This is a genomic window from Pseudomonas sp. EL_65y_Pfl1_R83, from assembly GCF_963970695.1.
Taxonomy (GTDB): domain Bacteria; phylum Pseudomonadota; class Gammaproteobacteria; order Pseudomonadales; family Pseudomonadaceae; genus Aquipseudomonas; species Aquipseudomonas tritici.
Map to the genome: position 1 here is coordinate 74,809 of NZ_CAXAQI010000016.1, position 14,621 is coordinate 89,429.

11 protein-coding genes are annotated in these 14,621 nt (G+C 59.1%); 2 read left to right on the forward strand and 9 right to left on the reverse strand.

Translation table 11 applies throughout. From position 1 onward, the window contains the following. Window positions 1-20: 20 nt before the first annotated feature. The 3 genes from AACY08_RS21345 to leuC form a co-directional block, all read right to left on the reverse strand. The gene (locus AACY08_RS21345) at window positions 21-785 is read right to left on the reverse strand and encodes a class I SAM-dependent methyltransferase (RefSeq protein WP_339471292.1); all 765 of its coding nucleotides are present in this window, start codon (window positions 783-785) and stop codon (window positions 21-23) included. 68 nt (window positions 786-853) lie between these two features. Beyond that, window positions 854-1,498 carry a 3-isopropylmalate dehydratase small subunit gene (leuD, locus tag AACY08_RS21350; RefSeq protein ID WP_032888286.1) on the reverse strand — a complete coding sequence of 215 codons (645 nt, stop codon included), beginning with the start codon at window positions 1,496-1,498 and terminating at the stop codon, window positions 854-856. 10 nt (window positions 1,499-1,508) lie between these two features. Then, complete coding sequence (leuC, locus tag AACY08_RS21355) at window positions 1,509-2,927, reverse strand: 3-isopropylmalate dehydratase large subunit (RefSeq protein ID WP_339420602.1); 1,419 nt, start codon at window positions 2,925-2,927, stop codon at window positions 1,509-1,511. A gap of 140 nt (window positions 2,928-3,067) precedes the next feature. Between leuC and AACY08_RS21360 the strand changes: the two genes are divergently transcribed. Both AACY08_RS21360 and AACY08_RS21365 read left to right on the forward strand, forming a co-directional pair. Next, entirely contained in the window at window positions 3,068-3,958 is an 891-nt protein-coding gene (locus tag AACY08_RS21360) for a LysR family transcriptional regulator (protein ID WP_339471293.1), read from the forward strand. A gap of 65 nt (window positions 3,959-4,023) precedes the next feature. Beyond that, on the forward strand, window positions 4,024-7,320 hold the full coding sequence (locus AACY08_RS21365) for an EAL domain-containing protein (RefSeq protein WP_339471294.1): 3,297 nt from the start codon (window positions 4,024-4,026) through the stop codon (window positions 7,318-7,320). Here the strand turns inward: AACY08_RS21365 and AACY08_RS21370 are convergent. The 6 genes from AACY08_RS21370 to AACY08_RS21395 all read right to left on the reverse strand — a co-directional run bounded on the left by AACY08_RS21370 (window position 7,317) and on the right by AACY08_RS21395 (window position 14,609). After that, a complete protein-coding gene (locus tag AACY08_RS21370; RefSeq protein WP_339471295.1) occupies window positions 7,317-9,248 on the reverse strand; it encodes a hypothetical protein in 1,932 nt (643 codons plus the stop codon). The two genes, AACY08_RS21365 and AACY08_RS21370, sit on opposite strands and share 4 nt — an antisense overlap. A gap of 286 nt (window positions 9,249-9,534) precedes the next feature. Continuing rightward, entirely contained in the window at window positions 9,535-10,296 is a 762-nt protein-coding gene (locus AACY08_RS21375) for a hypothetical protein (protein WP_445261407.1), read from the reverse strand. A gap of 269 nt (window positions 10,297-10,565) precedes the next feature. Then, a complete protein-coding gene (locus AACY08_RS21380) occupies window positions 10,566-11,705 on the reverse strand; it encodes a hypothetical protein (protein ID WP_339471297.1) in 1,140 nt (379 codons plus the stop codon). A 563-nt stretch (window positions 11,706-12,268) separates the two neighbouring features. Then, the gene (locus AACY08_RS21385) at window positions 12,269-13,246 is read right to left on the reverse strand and encodes a tRNA dihydrouridine synthase (protein ID WP_339471298.1); all 978 of its coding nucleotides are present in this window, start codon (window positions 13,244-13,246) and stop codon (window positions 12,269-12,271) included. A 55-nt stretch (window positions 13,247-13,301) separates the two neighbouring features. Then, on the reverse strand, window positions 13,302-13,736 hold the full coding sequence (locus AACY08_RS21390) for an acyl-CoA thioesterase (RefSeq protein ID WP_339471299.1): 435 nt from the start codon (window positions 13,734-13,736) through the stop codon (window positions 13,302-13,304). 39 nt (window positions 13,737-13,775) lie between these two features. Then, window positions 13,776-14,609: an alpha/beta hydrolase gene (locus tag AACY08_RS21395; RefSeq protein WP_339471358.1), complete on the reverse strand. Its 834-nt coding sequence runs from the start codon at window positions 14,607-14,609 to the stop codon at window positions 13,776-13,778. Between the last annotated feature and the right edge of the window lie 12 nt (window positions 14,610-14,621).

The window sequence follows — 14,621 nt, forward strand, 5'->3', positions numbered from 1 at the left end:
GGCAGGTCGGGGAAAATCAATCAGCGTTCGGCCCAGACCACCAGCACGTCGGTGCTGAAGGTGCCGTCGGCCTGAATTTCGTAGTAATCGCGCACTTCCTGGCCCATCGCCGTTTGCAGCTCGAGGATTGCGGCGCGCAATACCGCTGGCGTGCGCATGCGCTCGACCCACGAGGTGTATTCCAGGCGCAGGCGCTGACGGCTGCTGTTGCGTACGTGCAAACCGGCTTCGCTGAGCTGACGCATCCATTCGGCGGCGGAGTAATCACGCACGTGGCTGGTGTCGCGCAGTACTTCGACGGTTTGCAGGTAAGTGTCCAACAGCGGGCTGCCCGGTGACAAGACGTCCACGAAGGCCACCACGCCGCCTGGCTTGAGCACCCGGCGTACTTCACGCAGGGCCAGGCCGAGGTCGCTCCAGTGGTGGGCCGAATAGCGGCTGAACACGTAGTCGAACTCGCCGTCGGCGAACGGCAGGCGTTCAGCGGCGCCCTGTACGGTGCGAATGTTGTCCAGGCCGCGGTCTACAGCTGCGCCGGCGACTACGTCGAGCATCTGTTGGGAGAGGTCGTAGGCCACGACTTCTTTGACCAGCGGCGCCACGTGAAAACTGACATGACCGGCGCCGCAGCCCAAATCCAGCAGTCGCGCACTGCCCTGCCCGGCCAGTTCGGCCTGGAGCAGCGCGAATTCGGTGCCTTGGGCGTGCACGGCACTGCTCAGGTAGGCCGAGGCTTGCTCACCGAATTGTTTTTGCACGACTTGGGTGTGGGCGGTGCGTGTCATGGTGGTTTTCCTTGGGACTTGTGTTGTTTTTACTGCCGCTTTCGCGAGCCAGTCCGGCTTACATAGAATCAGGCATCGCGAAACAACCATGGCTGGCTAGCCCGGTGCTTGGCCTCAAACGCGGCAATCGCATCACCGTCCTGCAAGGTCAGGCCGATATCGTCCAGGCCGTTGATCAGGCAGTGCTTACGGAAGGCATCGACTTCAAAGTGATACACCTTGCCGTCCGGACGGGTCACGGTTTGCGCGGCCAGGTCAACCGTCAACTGGTAGCCCACATCGGCTTCCACTTGTTTGAACAGTTCGTCGACTTCTTCATCGGTGAGGATGATCGGCAACAAGCCGTTCTTGAAGCTGTTATTGAAGAAGATGTCGGCATAGCTCGGCGCGATGATGCTGCGAAAGCCATATTCTTCCAGCGCCCACGGCGCGTGTTCACGGCTGGAGCCGCAGCCGAAGTTTTCCCGGGCGAGCAACACGCTGGCGCCTTGGTAGCGTTCGGCGTTGAGCACGAAATCCTTGTTCAACGGACGCTTGGAGTTGTCCTGGTAGGCGTAGCCCACGTCCAGGTAGCGCCACTCGTCGAACAGGTTCGGGCCGAAACCGGTGCGCTTGATCGACTTCAAGAACTGCTTGGGGATGATCTGGTCGGTGTCCACGTTGGCACGGTCCAACGGCGCGACTAAACCTGTGTGTTGTGTAAAAGCACGCATCGGGTATTCCTCAGATCAATTCGCGAACGTCGATGAAACGACCGTTGACGGCAGCCGCAGCGGCCATGGCCGGGCTGACCAGGTGGGTGCGCCCACCGGCACCCTGGCGCCCTTCGAAGTTACGGTTGGAGGTGGACGCGCAATGCTCGCCCGACTCCAAACGGTCCGGGTTCATCGCCAGGCACATCGAGCAGCCCGGCTCACGCCATTCAAAGCCGGCCTCGAGGAAAATCTTGTCCAGGCCTTCCGCCTCGGCTTGCGCCTTCACCAGGCCCGAACCTGGCACCACGATGGCTTGCTTGATGGTCGAAGCGACTTTGCGGCCTTTGGCGATCACCGCTGCAGCGCGCAGGTCTTCGATCCGAGAATTGGTGCAGGAACCGATGAACACGCGATCCAGTTGAATGTCGGTAATCGCCTGGTTGGCTTTCAGACCCATGTACTTCAAGGCGCGCTCAATGGAACCGCGCTTGACCAGGTCGACCTCTTTGGCCGGGTCTGGCACGTTCTGATCGACGGCCAGAACCATTTCCGGCGAAGTGCCCCAACTGACTTGCGGTTTGATCTGGGCAGCGTCGAGTTCAACCACAGTGTCGAACACTGCATCGGCGTCGGACACCAGGTCTTTCCAGGCTTCTACCGCAGCATCCCAATCGGCGCCTGCTGGCGCGAACGGACGGCCTTTTACGTAGTCGACGGTCTTCTCGTCCGCCGCCACCATGCCCACACGGGCACCGGCTTCGATGGACATGTTGCAGATGGTCATGCGGCCTTCGATGGACAGGTCGCGAATCGCACTGCCAGCGAACTCGATGGCATGGCCGTTACCGCCGGCGGTGCCAATCTTGCCAATTACCGCCAGCACGATGTCTTTAGCGGTCACGCCGAACGGCAATTTGCCCTCAACGCGCACCAGCATGTTCTTCATCTTTTTGGCGACCAGGCACTGGGTGGCGAACACATGTTCAACCTCAGAAGTACCGATGCCGTGGGCCAAGGCGCCAAACGCGCCGTGGGTGGAGGTATGGGAGTCGCCGCAAACCACGGTCATGCCAGGCAAGGTCGCGCCCTGCTCCGGGCCGATCACGTGGACGATACCTTGACGCACGTCATTCATCTTGAATTCGGTGATGCCATATTCGTCGCAGTAGTCGTCGAGGGTCTGCACCTGCAAACGCGACACGGTGTCGACGATGGCGTCGATGCCGCCCTTGCGCTCAGGGGTGGTCGGTACGTTGTGGTCCGGGGTAGCGATGATCGAGTCGACGCGCCAGGGCTTGCGCCCGGCCAGTCGCAGGCCTTCGAACGCTTGGGGCGAGGTCACTTCATGGATGATGTGACGGTCGATATAGATCAGCGACGAGCCATCGTCGCGCCGTTTCACTTCATGGGAATCCCAAAGCTTGTCGTAAAGCGTTTTGCCGGCCATCAGTCGGTCCTCATCATCGGTGCTTCTATACGCCGGGTTTTTCAATAACCCTTTGGCTTGTGAGGCTGATGGTATGGCGCTACATTAAATAACTCAAATTCATATTTTTTATGCTTTGGATTACCAACTGGAATACCACCATGGACCTGGCCAACCTCAATGCTTTTATCGCCATCGCCGAGACTGGCAGCTTCTCCGGCGCCGGTGAACGCCTGCACCTGACCCAACCCGCCATCAGCAAACGCATTGCCGGCCTGGAGCAACAACTAAAGGTGCGATTGTTCGACCGCCTGGGTCGTGAAGTCGGCCTGACGGAAGCCGGGCGGGCCCTGCTGCCGCGCGCCTATCAGATCCTCAATGTGCTGGACGACACGCGCCGCGCACTCACTAACCTGACCGGCGAAGTCAGCGGTCGCCTGACCCTGGCCACCAGCCACCATATCGGCCTGCACCGCCTGCCGCCTGTGCTACGCACCTTTACCCGGGAATACCCCAATGTGGCGCTGGATATTCAGTTCCTCGATTCGGAAGTGGCCTACGAAGAAATCCTCCACGGCCGCGCCGAAGTGGCAGTAATTACCCTGGCGCCCGATCCGCACAACCTTGTACGTGCCACCCCGGTGTGGGACGACCCACTGGATTTCGTGGTGGCGCCGGAGCACAGCCTGATCAGCAATGACCGCGTCAACCTGGCCGATATCGCCGGCCATCCGGCGGTTTTCCCGGGCGGCAACACCTTTACTCACCATATTGTCAGCCGGCTGTTCGAGGCCCAGGGCCTCACGCCGAACATCGCAATGAGCACTAACTATTTGGAAACTATCAAGATGATGGTGTCGATCGGCCTGGCCTGGAGCGTTTTACCGCGCACTATGCTCGATGAGCAGGTGGCAAGTATCGCTTTGCCGGGCATACAGCTCAGTCGCCAGCTAGGCTATATCGTGCACACCGAAAGGACGCTGTCGAACGCTGCGCGGGCTTTCATGAGCCTATTGGATGCACAGGTCGATCTGCCAGGGATACCGGCATGACACTGTGCGGCCTCAAGGTCTGAAAAAACCGCGCTTTACGCCCATCGAGCCAAGGCCCTTTGATAATGCGCAACCCCCCCGATTCCGTGCCACCCCTGCCCCGCATCTACGCCCTTGATCCTCAACAGGCGGAGCAAAGCTGGGACAGTGCCCCGCAGTTGCTGGCAGCGCTCAATGCCGCCCGGCTAGGTGCATGGTGCTGGGAGATCGACAGCGGCAGGATAAGCTGGTCGCGGGGCACCCAGGCGCTGTTCGGCTTTGACCCGCGCCAACCACTGCCCAAGGACCTGGATTATCTCGACCTGCTGGCGCCACAGGATCGCGCCCGAGTGGTGCGGGCCTTTCACGCCGTACTGGCCGGCGAGCCATTCGAGCAAGCCATGCACCACCACATCCAGTGGCCGGACGGCACCCATCACTGGCTGGAAATCAACGGCAGCCTGGCGCCAGATAAAGCCGGTCGGCGCCGCATGATCGGGGTGATCCGCGAGACCACCCGCCAGCGCGAACGCGAGCACGCCCTCAGCCACTCCGAAAAACGCTTTGCCACCTTGTTCCACCTGTGCCCCAACATGGTATTACTGACCCGCCAGTGCGACGGTTTGATCAGCGAAGCCAACCAATATTTCGAAATGCTCTTTGGCTGGCCGCTGGCCGACGCCATTGGCCGCACCACCCTGGAGCTCGGCCTGTGGCGCCGCCCGGAGCAACGTGCGTTGCTGGTCAAGGCCACGCAGCGCAAGGGCCGGCCCATTACCATGGAGGTGCAGTTTTGTGCCAGCAACGGCCAGGTCCACGATGGCACCCTCAGCGCACAAAAGGTCGAGTTGGAAGGTGAGGCGTATTTACTCAGCACCTTTCTCGACACCACCGAGCGCAAAAACGCCGAGCAAGCCCTCAAGGACAGCCAGGAACGCCTCGACCTGGCCCTGGATTCTGCGCAACTGGGCACCTGGGACTGGCACATCCCCACCGGCATGCTCTACGGCTCGGCACGCTCCGCCCAATTGCACGGTCTGCCGCCCGAACCGTTCCATGAGTCCTTCGACGCGTTTTTCGAAGGCATGCCCCATGAAGAACGCGACAGCATGCGCAACGCCTACCGCACCCTGCGCGAGGGCCCTGCCGGCAACTATCAACTGACCTACCGCGTGCCCATGGTAGACGGCAGCTCGCGCTACCTTGAAAGCCGTGCCCGCCTCTATCGCGATGATAAAGGCGCGCCGCTGCGAATGGCCGGCACCTTACTGGACATCACGGACCAAGTGGAGCGCGAACAACGCCTGACCGCCTCCGAAGAAAAATTCGCCAGCCTGTTCCAGGCCAGCCCGGATCCAATCTGCGTGACCTGCCTGGACAGCGGCGTGTTTATGGAGATCAACCCTGCCTTTACCCAGACCTTTGGCTGGACCGCCGCTGAGGTGATCGACAAAAGTGCCGAGCAGATCGGCCTGTGGGACGAGTCGAGCAAACGCCTGCAGCGAATCGAGCGGGTAATCCGCGAGCAGACGCTGAGCAATGTGGCGATCGTGGCGCATCACAAAAACGGACAAAGCCTGACGTGCGTGATTTCCAGCCGCTTGATCAAGGTCGGCGACCAGCCATGCATCGTCACCACGCTGCGGGACATCACTCAGCAACAACGCTCGGAAGCTGCACTCAAGGCCAGCGAGGAAAAGTTCGCCAAGGCCTTCCATTCCAGCCCCGACGCGATTTCCATCACCGAGCGCGACACCGGCCGTTATGTGGAGGTCAATGACGGTTTCTGCCGCCTGACCGGCTATCGTGCCAAGGAAGCCATAGGCCTGACCCTTTACCAGATCGGCATCTGGGCCGATGAAAACCAACGCGCCGCGCTATTGGCCGAATTGCAGATCAAAGGCCGCATCCACCACCTGGAAATGCTCTGGCACAACAAACGCGGCGAGTTGCTGGCGGTGGAGGTCTCGGTGGAGCCCATCACCCTGAATGAAACCCCGTGCCTGCTGCTGACAGCACGGGACGTGAGCCTGCTGAAAAACGCCCAGGCACAGATCCGCCACCTGGCCTACCACGACCCGTTGACCAACCTGCCCAACCGCGCCCTGTTGATGGACCGCCTAAGCCAGCAAATTGCCCTGCTCAAGCGCCACAATTTGCGCGGTGCGCTGCTGTTCCTGGACCTTGACCACTTCAAACACATCAACGACTCCCTCGGCCATCCGGTCGGCGACTCGGTGCTGAAGATCGTCACCGCACGCCTGGAGGCCAGCGTGCGTATGGAAGACACCGTGGCGCGCCTGGGCGGCGATGAGTTCGTGGTGCTGCTCAGTGGGCTGGATGGTTCGCGCATGGAAGTCAGCAATCAGGTGCAAGAACTGGCCGATACCCTGCGCGAATTACTCTCGGAGCCGATGTTCCTCGATGGCCATCGTTTGCAGGTCACGCCGAGTATTGGCGTGGCGCTGATTCCCGACCACGGCACCACGCCGGCGGACTTGCTCAAGCGCGCCGACATCGCCCTGTATCGCGCCAAGGACTCAGGGCGCAACACCACGCAGATGTTCCATAACAGCATGCAAAAAACCGCCAGCGAACGCCTGCGCATGGAGACCGACCTGCGCCTGGCGCTGTCGCGCGGCGAGTTCAGCGTGCATTACCAGCCGCAAGTGGATGCACGCGGCAACAAGATCGTCGGCGCCGAGGCGTTGGTGCGCTGGCAGCACCCGCAACTGGGCGCGCAGTCACCGTCCGAATTCATCAAGGTACTGGAGGACAGCGGCCTGATCCTTGAAGTCGGTACCTGGATCCTTGATGAAGCCTGCGCGGCCTTTCAACAACTGGTCGCGGAAGGCCTGGTAGACCCGTTGAACTTCAGCCTGTGCGTGAACATCAGCCCTCGGCAGTTCCGCCAGAACGATTTTGTGGAGCGGGTGGAGCGCAGCCTCAAGCAGCACCAATTGCCGTTCAGTCTGCTGAAACTGGAAATCACCGAAGGCATTGTGATCCAGAACCTGGACGACACCATCATCAAAATGCGCCGCCTGAAAAAACTTGGCGTGAGCTTTGCGATGGATGACTTCGGCACCGGTTACTCATCGCTCACTTACCTCAAGCGCCTGCCGGTGGATGCGCTGAAGATCGACCAATCCTTTGTGCGTGACGCCACTCACGACCCCAACGACGCCGAAATCATTCGCGCCATTGTGGCGATGGCTCGCAGCCTCAACCTGGTGGTGATCGCCGAGGGTGTGGAAACCCAGGATCAACTGGCATTCCTGCAGGGCTTGGGTTGCCATTTGTACCAAGGCTATTGGCACAGCCGACCACTGCCGATGATCGGATTCAGGGAGCTGTTGATCGCCGACAAGGGTGGGGTTTAAACCAGTTTCAGTGCGCGGCCGCCCTTTTCCATCCAGCGCGAGTCGTTCAAGTCGCGCTTGGCGCCATATTCATCGACAGCGCCGTCGACAACGACCACGGAATGCCCGAAGTTCGCCAGAGTGCCTGGCACGCCTGACGCCAGTTCCTGCACGCTGCTCTGGCGAGTGAAGGCGTACAAGCCCAGACGGCGCAGCGCGTCGCCAGGCACCTCACCGTCATTCAGTGTTTTGAGGGCGACGTCAAACCCGGCACTGGCGCGGAATTCGTGGTCTTCCAACTGTGCACGCTTGGCGCTCGCGGCATAAAGGAACACGGCGTCGTCAACCAGCCCTTTATCCGTACCGTAGAAGTTAGCCGCCGCGCGTGCCATTTCCAGCTCGACATAGGTGAGGCGCACCGTGCAGCCATCGCGCATGGTAACGGTGAAACCGTCCGGCGTTTCGTCGACACGCTTGAAGATCCCCAAAGGGTTTTGCCCGTATTTCATCATCGCCGCCTTGATCGCCGACACCGTGACACAGTTACCTTCCACGCCTTGATAGAAACCGCCCCAGATATCGACTGGCTTGACGCCGACGGGGGGCGCCGGGAATTGCGCAGGCTTGGCGTTGGGCGCTCGGGCAACGTCCGCGGCAAGCTGGTAGCCATAGTCCTTTACGACGGCCTGTTTCTCACCGTCGCGATGCTTGATGCCATCCACTACCAAAGCGCTTGAATAGTTGAACGCAGGGGTGACGCCAACACGGGTCGGATCGCGCAGCTTGTCGGGCGAAACAACCCGTAGAAAGCCGGTCAGGCCCATCCCCTTCAAGACGTTGTAAGTGTGCTCTCCGCGCAAGGTGCTCGATAACGCTGCCTCGAACTGAGCATTGCGTTCAACTTGCTTGCGCTTGGTAAAGGCGGCCAGCATGAAATTGGCATCGCCGGTCATTTGAGTGTCTGGGCCTGAAAACCTTGAGGCTTCGGCAGTGCGCTGCAGCTCTCGCCGGGAAAAACTCACCTCAAAACCATCTTTCATGGTGACGTTGAACCCATTCTCCGTGGCCACGATTTTTTCAAACATCTCAAAGGGCGACTGGCCAAACCTGAGCATCATCATCTTGATCACGGCGGCATGGCTGCTCAGGTCGAATACTTCGCCAAACTTTCGCGAAGCCGCAGTGAAACCCTGCAACACCTCGGCGACCTGGGGGCGGACACTCGTCGTGACCTGGTCAGCCTTGGGCACGACGATCGGCGAGACGGGGGCTGTGGCCCTGCGGGGCTTCGGCGCACTGTCGCTCACCAGCGTATACATGTAGGTTCGATCGGGCGGGCTCTCCCTGCCAAAGCGGTGTGCCTTGCCGGCATAAATCAGCGACGAACCCGCGTCGTAGCTGTCTGCTACACCCACCCCTCCTTCGCTGACGACCGTCGCCGTGGGTACATACTGGAAATGGCCGGACAAGCCCATGCCCTTGAGCATGTTAAAGGTCGTCTCACCCTGTAAAGACTGGGTCAGGACCGCCTCAAAACTGGCTAGACCAACAGTGTTACCACTGCCCAACTGTTTGCGCTTGATGAACACAGCCAGCGCGAAATGAGCACTGCTCAATACATCGGCATCACTGCCGGTAAAACGCGATGCGACCGCCGCCTGTTGTAACTCCTGCTCGGAAAGGTGCAGCCTGAAACCGTCTTTCAGGATGACGTCATAACCATCACCGCTGCCCCTTACCTCGTTGAAAAAGTCAGCCGGACTCGATCCAAAAGTGAGCATCATCAGTTTGATGACTGCGCGGTGCGAACTCACATTGAAATACTCGCCGAAGCCACGCTCCGGCGCATCAAAGGTTGCGATGGGAAAGTTTTGTTGTTCTGAGTGGCTCGACAACGGCGTGACCATGGGCGTTAAGCGAGGAGAAGATTCAATGGCCGACGTACTCATATCATTAACTCTTAAATGAAATAGGTGGATGCGTCCTCGGCGGGAAACGCTAAAACTTCATAAACCCGTGTCTGAAATAAAAAAGCACGTTGAGGCTGCTGCAGATTAATCGGCCAGTTGAATCACCCACCTAAGCCTGCACAAGTGAGTCGTCTTTCGACCGTTCAAAGCGTGCATACAGTCAACGTGCTAAAACATGAACTACCGTTAAAGTGGCATCCCTGCGAACATTCCGTGGTGAGCCCTTGGCGGCTACATGGGTCAAATCGGACATTTATCGGCGTTATCAGACCAGCGCAATCGCCTGCCCACCTGTGGGCCGTTCGCCTCTGCGCCCGTAATACTCTTCACTTCCATCCACCACCGCAACCGAGTGCCCGCGTCTGTTGACCATACCGATCAACGACTTGTCGGCCAAGTCACGCGCCGACACGTGTTTCATATGATCCTTTAACCCCAAACGCTTGAGGCCCTCACCCGGCCCACGTTCATCCTCACGATCGTTAAGACTTCTTATGGCTGCATCAAAGCTTCTGTTCGCGAATCCATCGTTATTCTCTATTTGCGCACGCTTGGCAGAGCACGCAAAAAGGAAGTGTGCATCCTGGAGCATTTCCCGATCACTCATGGGAACAAAGGCAGCACCGCGAATAGCGCTGTCCAACTCAGACTTTTTCAAGGTCAACGCGAACCCATCGCGCATAACGACCTTATAACCGTCTGCAACCTTCTCAACAGACTTATAGATGTCCGTTGGGCTTTGGCCAAACTTTGCCATCGCCGCCTTGATCGCCGAGACCGTTACGCAGTTACCTTTGCTTCCCTGCCTAAAGCCATTCCAGATGTTGTTGGGTTTTGCTCCGTTACGCTTAGTGGACAGTTCGGGAATGGGCTCTTTTGGCTTGTCGACGGGTGTCGTATCGGGTGCGGGCTGCAGACGCGGCTGAGGCACAGGTAAGTCGCTGCTTTTTGGCTCCGGCGGACGCATATCTCCCCGCAGGAGGCTCTGCAATTGACTGAAGAGCTGCTTGAACAGTTCGGTCAGCATACCCATCAAGGCAATTGGGGCAGGGTTATTTCCGAAACTATCGCGTTTGAACTGTGTGCGGGGCGCCGGTGGTGCGGTACGAACGTTATTCTGGTGCCCTGAATCACACGAGGCACGAACAGAATAGTCAGGTGTCCGGTAAGGAATGATAGTGGCTTGCCTAGCGGGGCTATGGCTTATTGATGACATGCTTCAAATCTCTTTGAGTGTTCCCTGACCTAACGGGTCAGGGAACGGACATTTATGTTCAACGCCTCCAGACAGCAGGCTCAGAAACGTGAACGCAGGCTTGGCCTGGCAGCGCGATGGTCGTCGAATCGGCTCCGGGAGCCGCTGCTGGAATCGTTCACCAAGTCATCCGGTGCGGGGGCTGCAAGGTCCGGAGCAGGCCGAATCTCAGGCTTCGGATCAACCGTGGTCGAGGTAGGTTCGACCGGCGTTGCAGGCGCATTGGGTTCGGTTTTTTTAACGGTCGCCGGGGTGACCTGAGGCTGTAGCAACGGCGAGGTATCGAGCTTCGGCATTACCGGCGATGGCAGCGATGGTTGTTTATCGACCTTCGGGTTCACCACTGCAGGCGACTGGGGTTGGGCATCAACCTTTGGTGTGACCAATGCCGGTGGCGCGGGCTGCATATCGACCTTAGGGGTGAGCGCGGGCTGGGGGGCAATTTTTTCGCCTGTGTGCGGGCAGTGACAGCCCTGGACCTGCACTATTACGTTGATTTCGGAAGACAACTTATTATTCTGTGCAGTATCAGTGAGTGAAGTCATAGCCGGTTTGGTGGCGAGCTTGCCGTCAGGGGTAAGGTTCACCTGGGTATGCCCATCCGGCTTTACCTTCAAATCCGGGCCCGGCTTGGCTGGAGTCTTGGCCTGCGCAAGCGGCTCAATACCAGGCTTAACGTTCGTATCCGCAACGACTTTAGGATCAGGACCAGGCTTCACCTGCGTCCTGGCATCCGTTTGCGGCTCGATCTTGGGTTTAACGCTTGTATCTGCAATGACTTTAGGATCAGAGCTAAGCTTAACTTGCGTCTTGGCGTCCGTTTTCGGCTCGATCTTGGTCTTACCATTTGTATCTGCTACGACCTTTGGATCAGGCCCAGGCTTGAGTTGGGATTGAGCATCCAGCTCACCGGGCATCTTGGGCAGCACGCCCATACCCGCAAGCATGCTACGCATCGCCTTGACCGCGAACTCAAACATGGCGAACAACTTTTCCAGCGACTCTTTATCAACGGTCAGATTATTTTCTTTTGGCCCCGGGCTGCTATCTTTCAGAAACTTACTTACATTGTCCGCCGCCGACGATAGTTCGAGCGGTTTATCCACCTGCACTGACGCCTGATTAAGGCGTGCGTATTCTGTACTCATTGACATAAACGGTTTGGTCGACACATTAGACATACTGGTATTCCTTAGACCGCGCCCAGCCCTGCACTGACAGGAAAGAGCCACTTATTGATGTGGGGTGTAAAACAACGGTGAGTTCGACAAACTCGCAAGATTCGTGGGGCGAAACGGCGATGAGTTCCGAAGAACCCAGGCTTATATAAGGAAACCAAATAACCGGCCGAGCATTCTGCCCATGGGCATCCAGCGTAAAACCGAGAGAATGTAAGCCCTGCCCGCCCCAGAAGATGATATTTAAGGCAATACCCTGGTAAAAAGTAACTTCAGGAAAACAACAAACCTTTTTGACACGTGCAACGTATGCTAATTAACGCACCCGCAAATACTTCAACTGCCTCCAAACAATGCCAACGCATTAAAACTTCGCAGCCGTCGAGCCCGACACTCATGCTTACTTGCATATATCCCGCGACAACATGACAACCCTCCAAACGCTACCCAGCCTGAACACCGCCCTGAACAGGGGGCGTTATCGTCACAACGTTATTTTTCAGACAAAAAAAAGGCGCCTTTCGGCGCCCGTTACAGCAAGGGATGAAACACTTATATATGTAAAGCTAATCTTGCAACACCCTCGACCGCTCACGCTGGCTGGGCATACCCAGCAAACGTCCGACCTGCTCCAGATCGGTCTCCCTACGCATCAGCGTAAACAACTCCACCGCTTCAGGGTAATTGCGGGTGAGCATCGCCAGCCATTGCTTCAAACGCCCCGGCGCTTGGCGCTCGGTCAGTTGCGCCACTGACTGGGTCCAGAAGTCTTGGAGCATGGGCTGCATGTCTGCCCAGGTCATCTCAACCACTTCCTCGCCCGCCCGCGCCGCGGCGATCTGCCGTGCCAGGTCAGGACGCGCGACCAGGCCGCGGCCCAGCATGATGTCTTCGGCGCCGCTGATTTCGCGGCAACGCTTCCAGTCGTCGACACTCCAGATGTCGCCATTGGCGAACACCGGGACCTTGACCACATCCTGTACCCGCGGGATCCATTCCCAATGGGCCGGCGGCTTATAGCCATCGGTCTTGGTGCGCGCATGCACGACGATATGCGCCGTGCCGCCTTCGGCCAAGGCGGTGGCGCAGACCAGGGCGCCGTCCGGGCTATCGAAACCCAAGCGCATCTTGGCGGTCACCGGGATGTGGGCCGGTACAGCGCGCCGGACGTGCTCGACGATCCGGTTGAGCAGCTCCGGCTCCTTGAGCAGCACCGCACCGCCACGGGACTTGTTGACAGTCTTGGCGGGGCAGCCGAAATTCAGGTCGATGACCTGCGAACCCAATTCGCAGGCCAAGGCCGCATTTTCGGCCAGGCACACCGGGTCGGAGCCGAGCAATTGCACGCGCAGCGGTACGCCAGCGGCGGTGTGGGCACCATGCAGTAGTTCCGGGGCGAGCTTGTGGAAATACGCAGGGGTGAGCAGGCGGTCATTGACGCGGATGAACTCGGTCACACACCAGTCAATACCGCCGACGCGGGTCAGCACGTCCCGCAGGATGTTGTCGACCAACCCCTCCATGGGCGCCAAAGCAATTTGCATGGAAAACACTCAACAAAAATCGTGGCGCAGTTTACTGGGTTTCCCACAGCAACCGTTAACCCCCTGTCAGGGCGGGGCCATAACCGTCGAGAAACTCCGCGGGCATGCGCTTGGGCTTGCCAGTGGAGAGCTCAATGCAGACAAAGGTAGTGTGTGCGCGTAGCAAGGTGACGCCGTCACGCGGGCGTACCAGTTGGAAGCGCCGGGTCATCTTCAGGCGCTGGTCCCAGTCGACGATCCAGGTGGCCAGTTGCAGCTCATCGCCTTCGTAGCCTGCGGCCAGATAGTCGATCTCGTGCCGCACCACGGCCATGGCGCGGTCCAGTCGACGATATTCGGTAAGGTCCAGCCCCAGGCGCTGGGAATGGCGCCAGGCGCAGCGCTCCAGCCAAGACACATACACCGCGTTATTGGCGTGTCCCAGGCCGTCGATGTCTTCAGCGGCGACCTGCAGATCGATGATAAACGGCGTTACCAAATCCCAGCCCATGCCTTGCTCCAGTCGATTAATGTCGGCGGGAGGAGTGTATCAGGCGCTTTGCCGCTCCTGTAGACAGCGGCCGGCCAGCAATGCCAGCACACCGTCGATCACCCGTGGATCGGCCAACACTTTCTGGTGACCGCCCTGCTCCAGCCGCAGCAGGCGGCTGTCGAACCAGGCTTCGTGAATGGCTTGCGACGCCTTGACCGGGACGAACGTATCGTCTTCGGCGTGCACGATCAGGCCGGGGATATTCATCTGGTAGTGGGCCACATCCAAGTGTTTGAGCGGCATGCCGAACGTCAACTCGACCTCCTGGATAAACGCCGACCGTGCCCGCGCTGGCAAACCGACCCTCCTGGTAAAGTCGCGTAGCGCATCCAGAAAGCGTGACGGCGCGGCAATACTCACCAACGCCTCGGTACGCAAGCCTAACTGCACTGCCAGCATCGCACTGGCACCGCCCATTGAATGGCCGATCACGGCATGCAGCGGCGGCAACTCCGCCGCCGCCTCAAGCATGGCGCGAGCAAAGAGCAGCACATGGGCTTCACGCCCCGGCGAACGGCCATGGGCGGGACCGTCCAGGGCAATCACCGAATAACCATTGTCGACCAACGCACTGATCAGGCTCGCGAACTGGGTGGGCCGCCCTTCCCAGCCGTGCATCAACAGCACCGCAGGCCCCTGCCCCCAACGCAAGGCAGACAAACCGAAACGCAAGGTGATGCGCTCCGACTGCGCCAACAGCGGCAGCTCCCAATCGCGCGGAGGTAGATGACGCGGCGTCATGAAGGCACGACGCATCTTGTTGGCCACCATTTGCGGAGCCAGGTGCCCCAACGTACCGTTGAAGCGCCGAATCCAGGTTAGCGTGCCCATCATGAGAGCCCT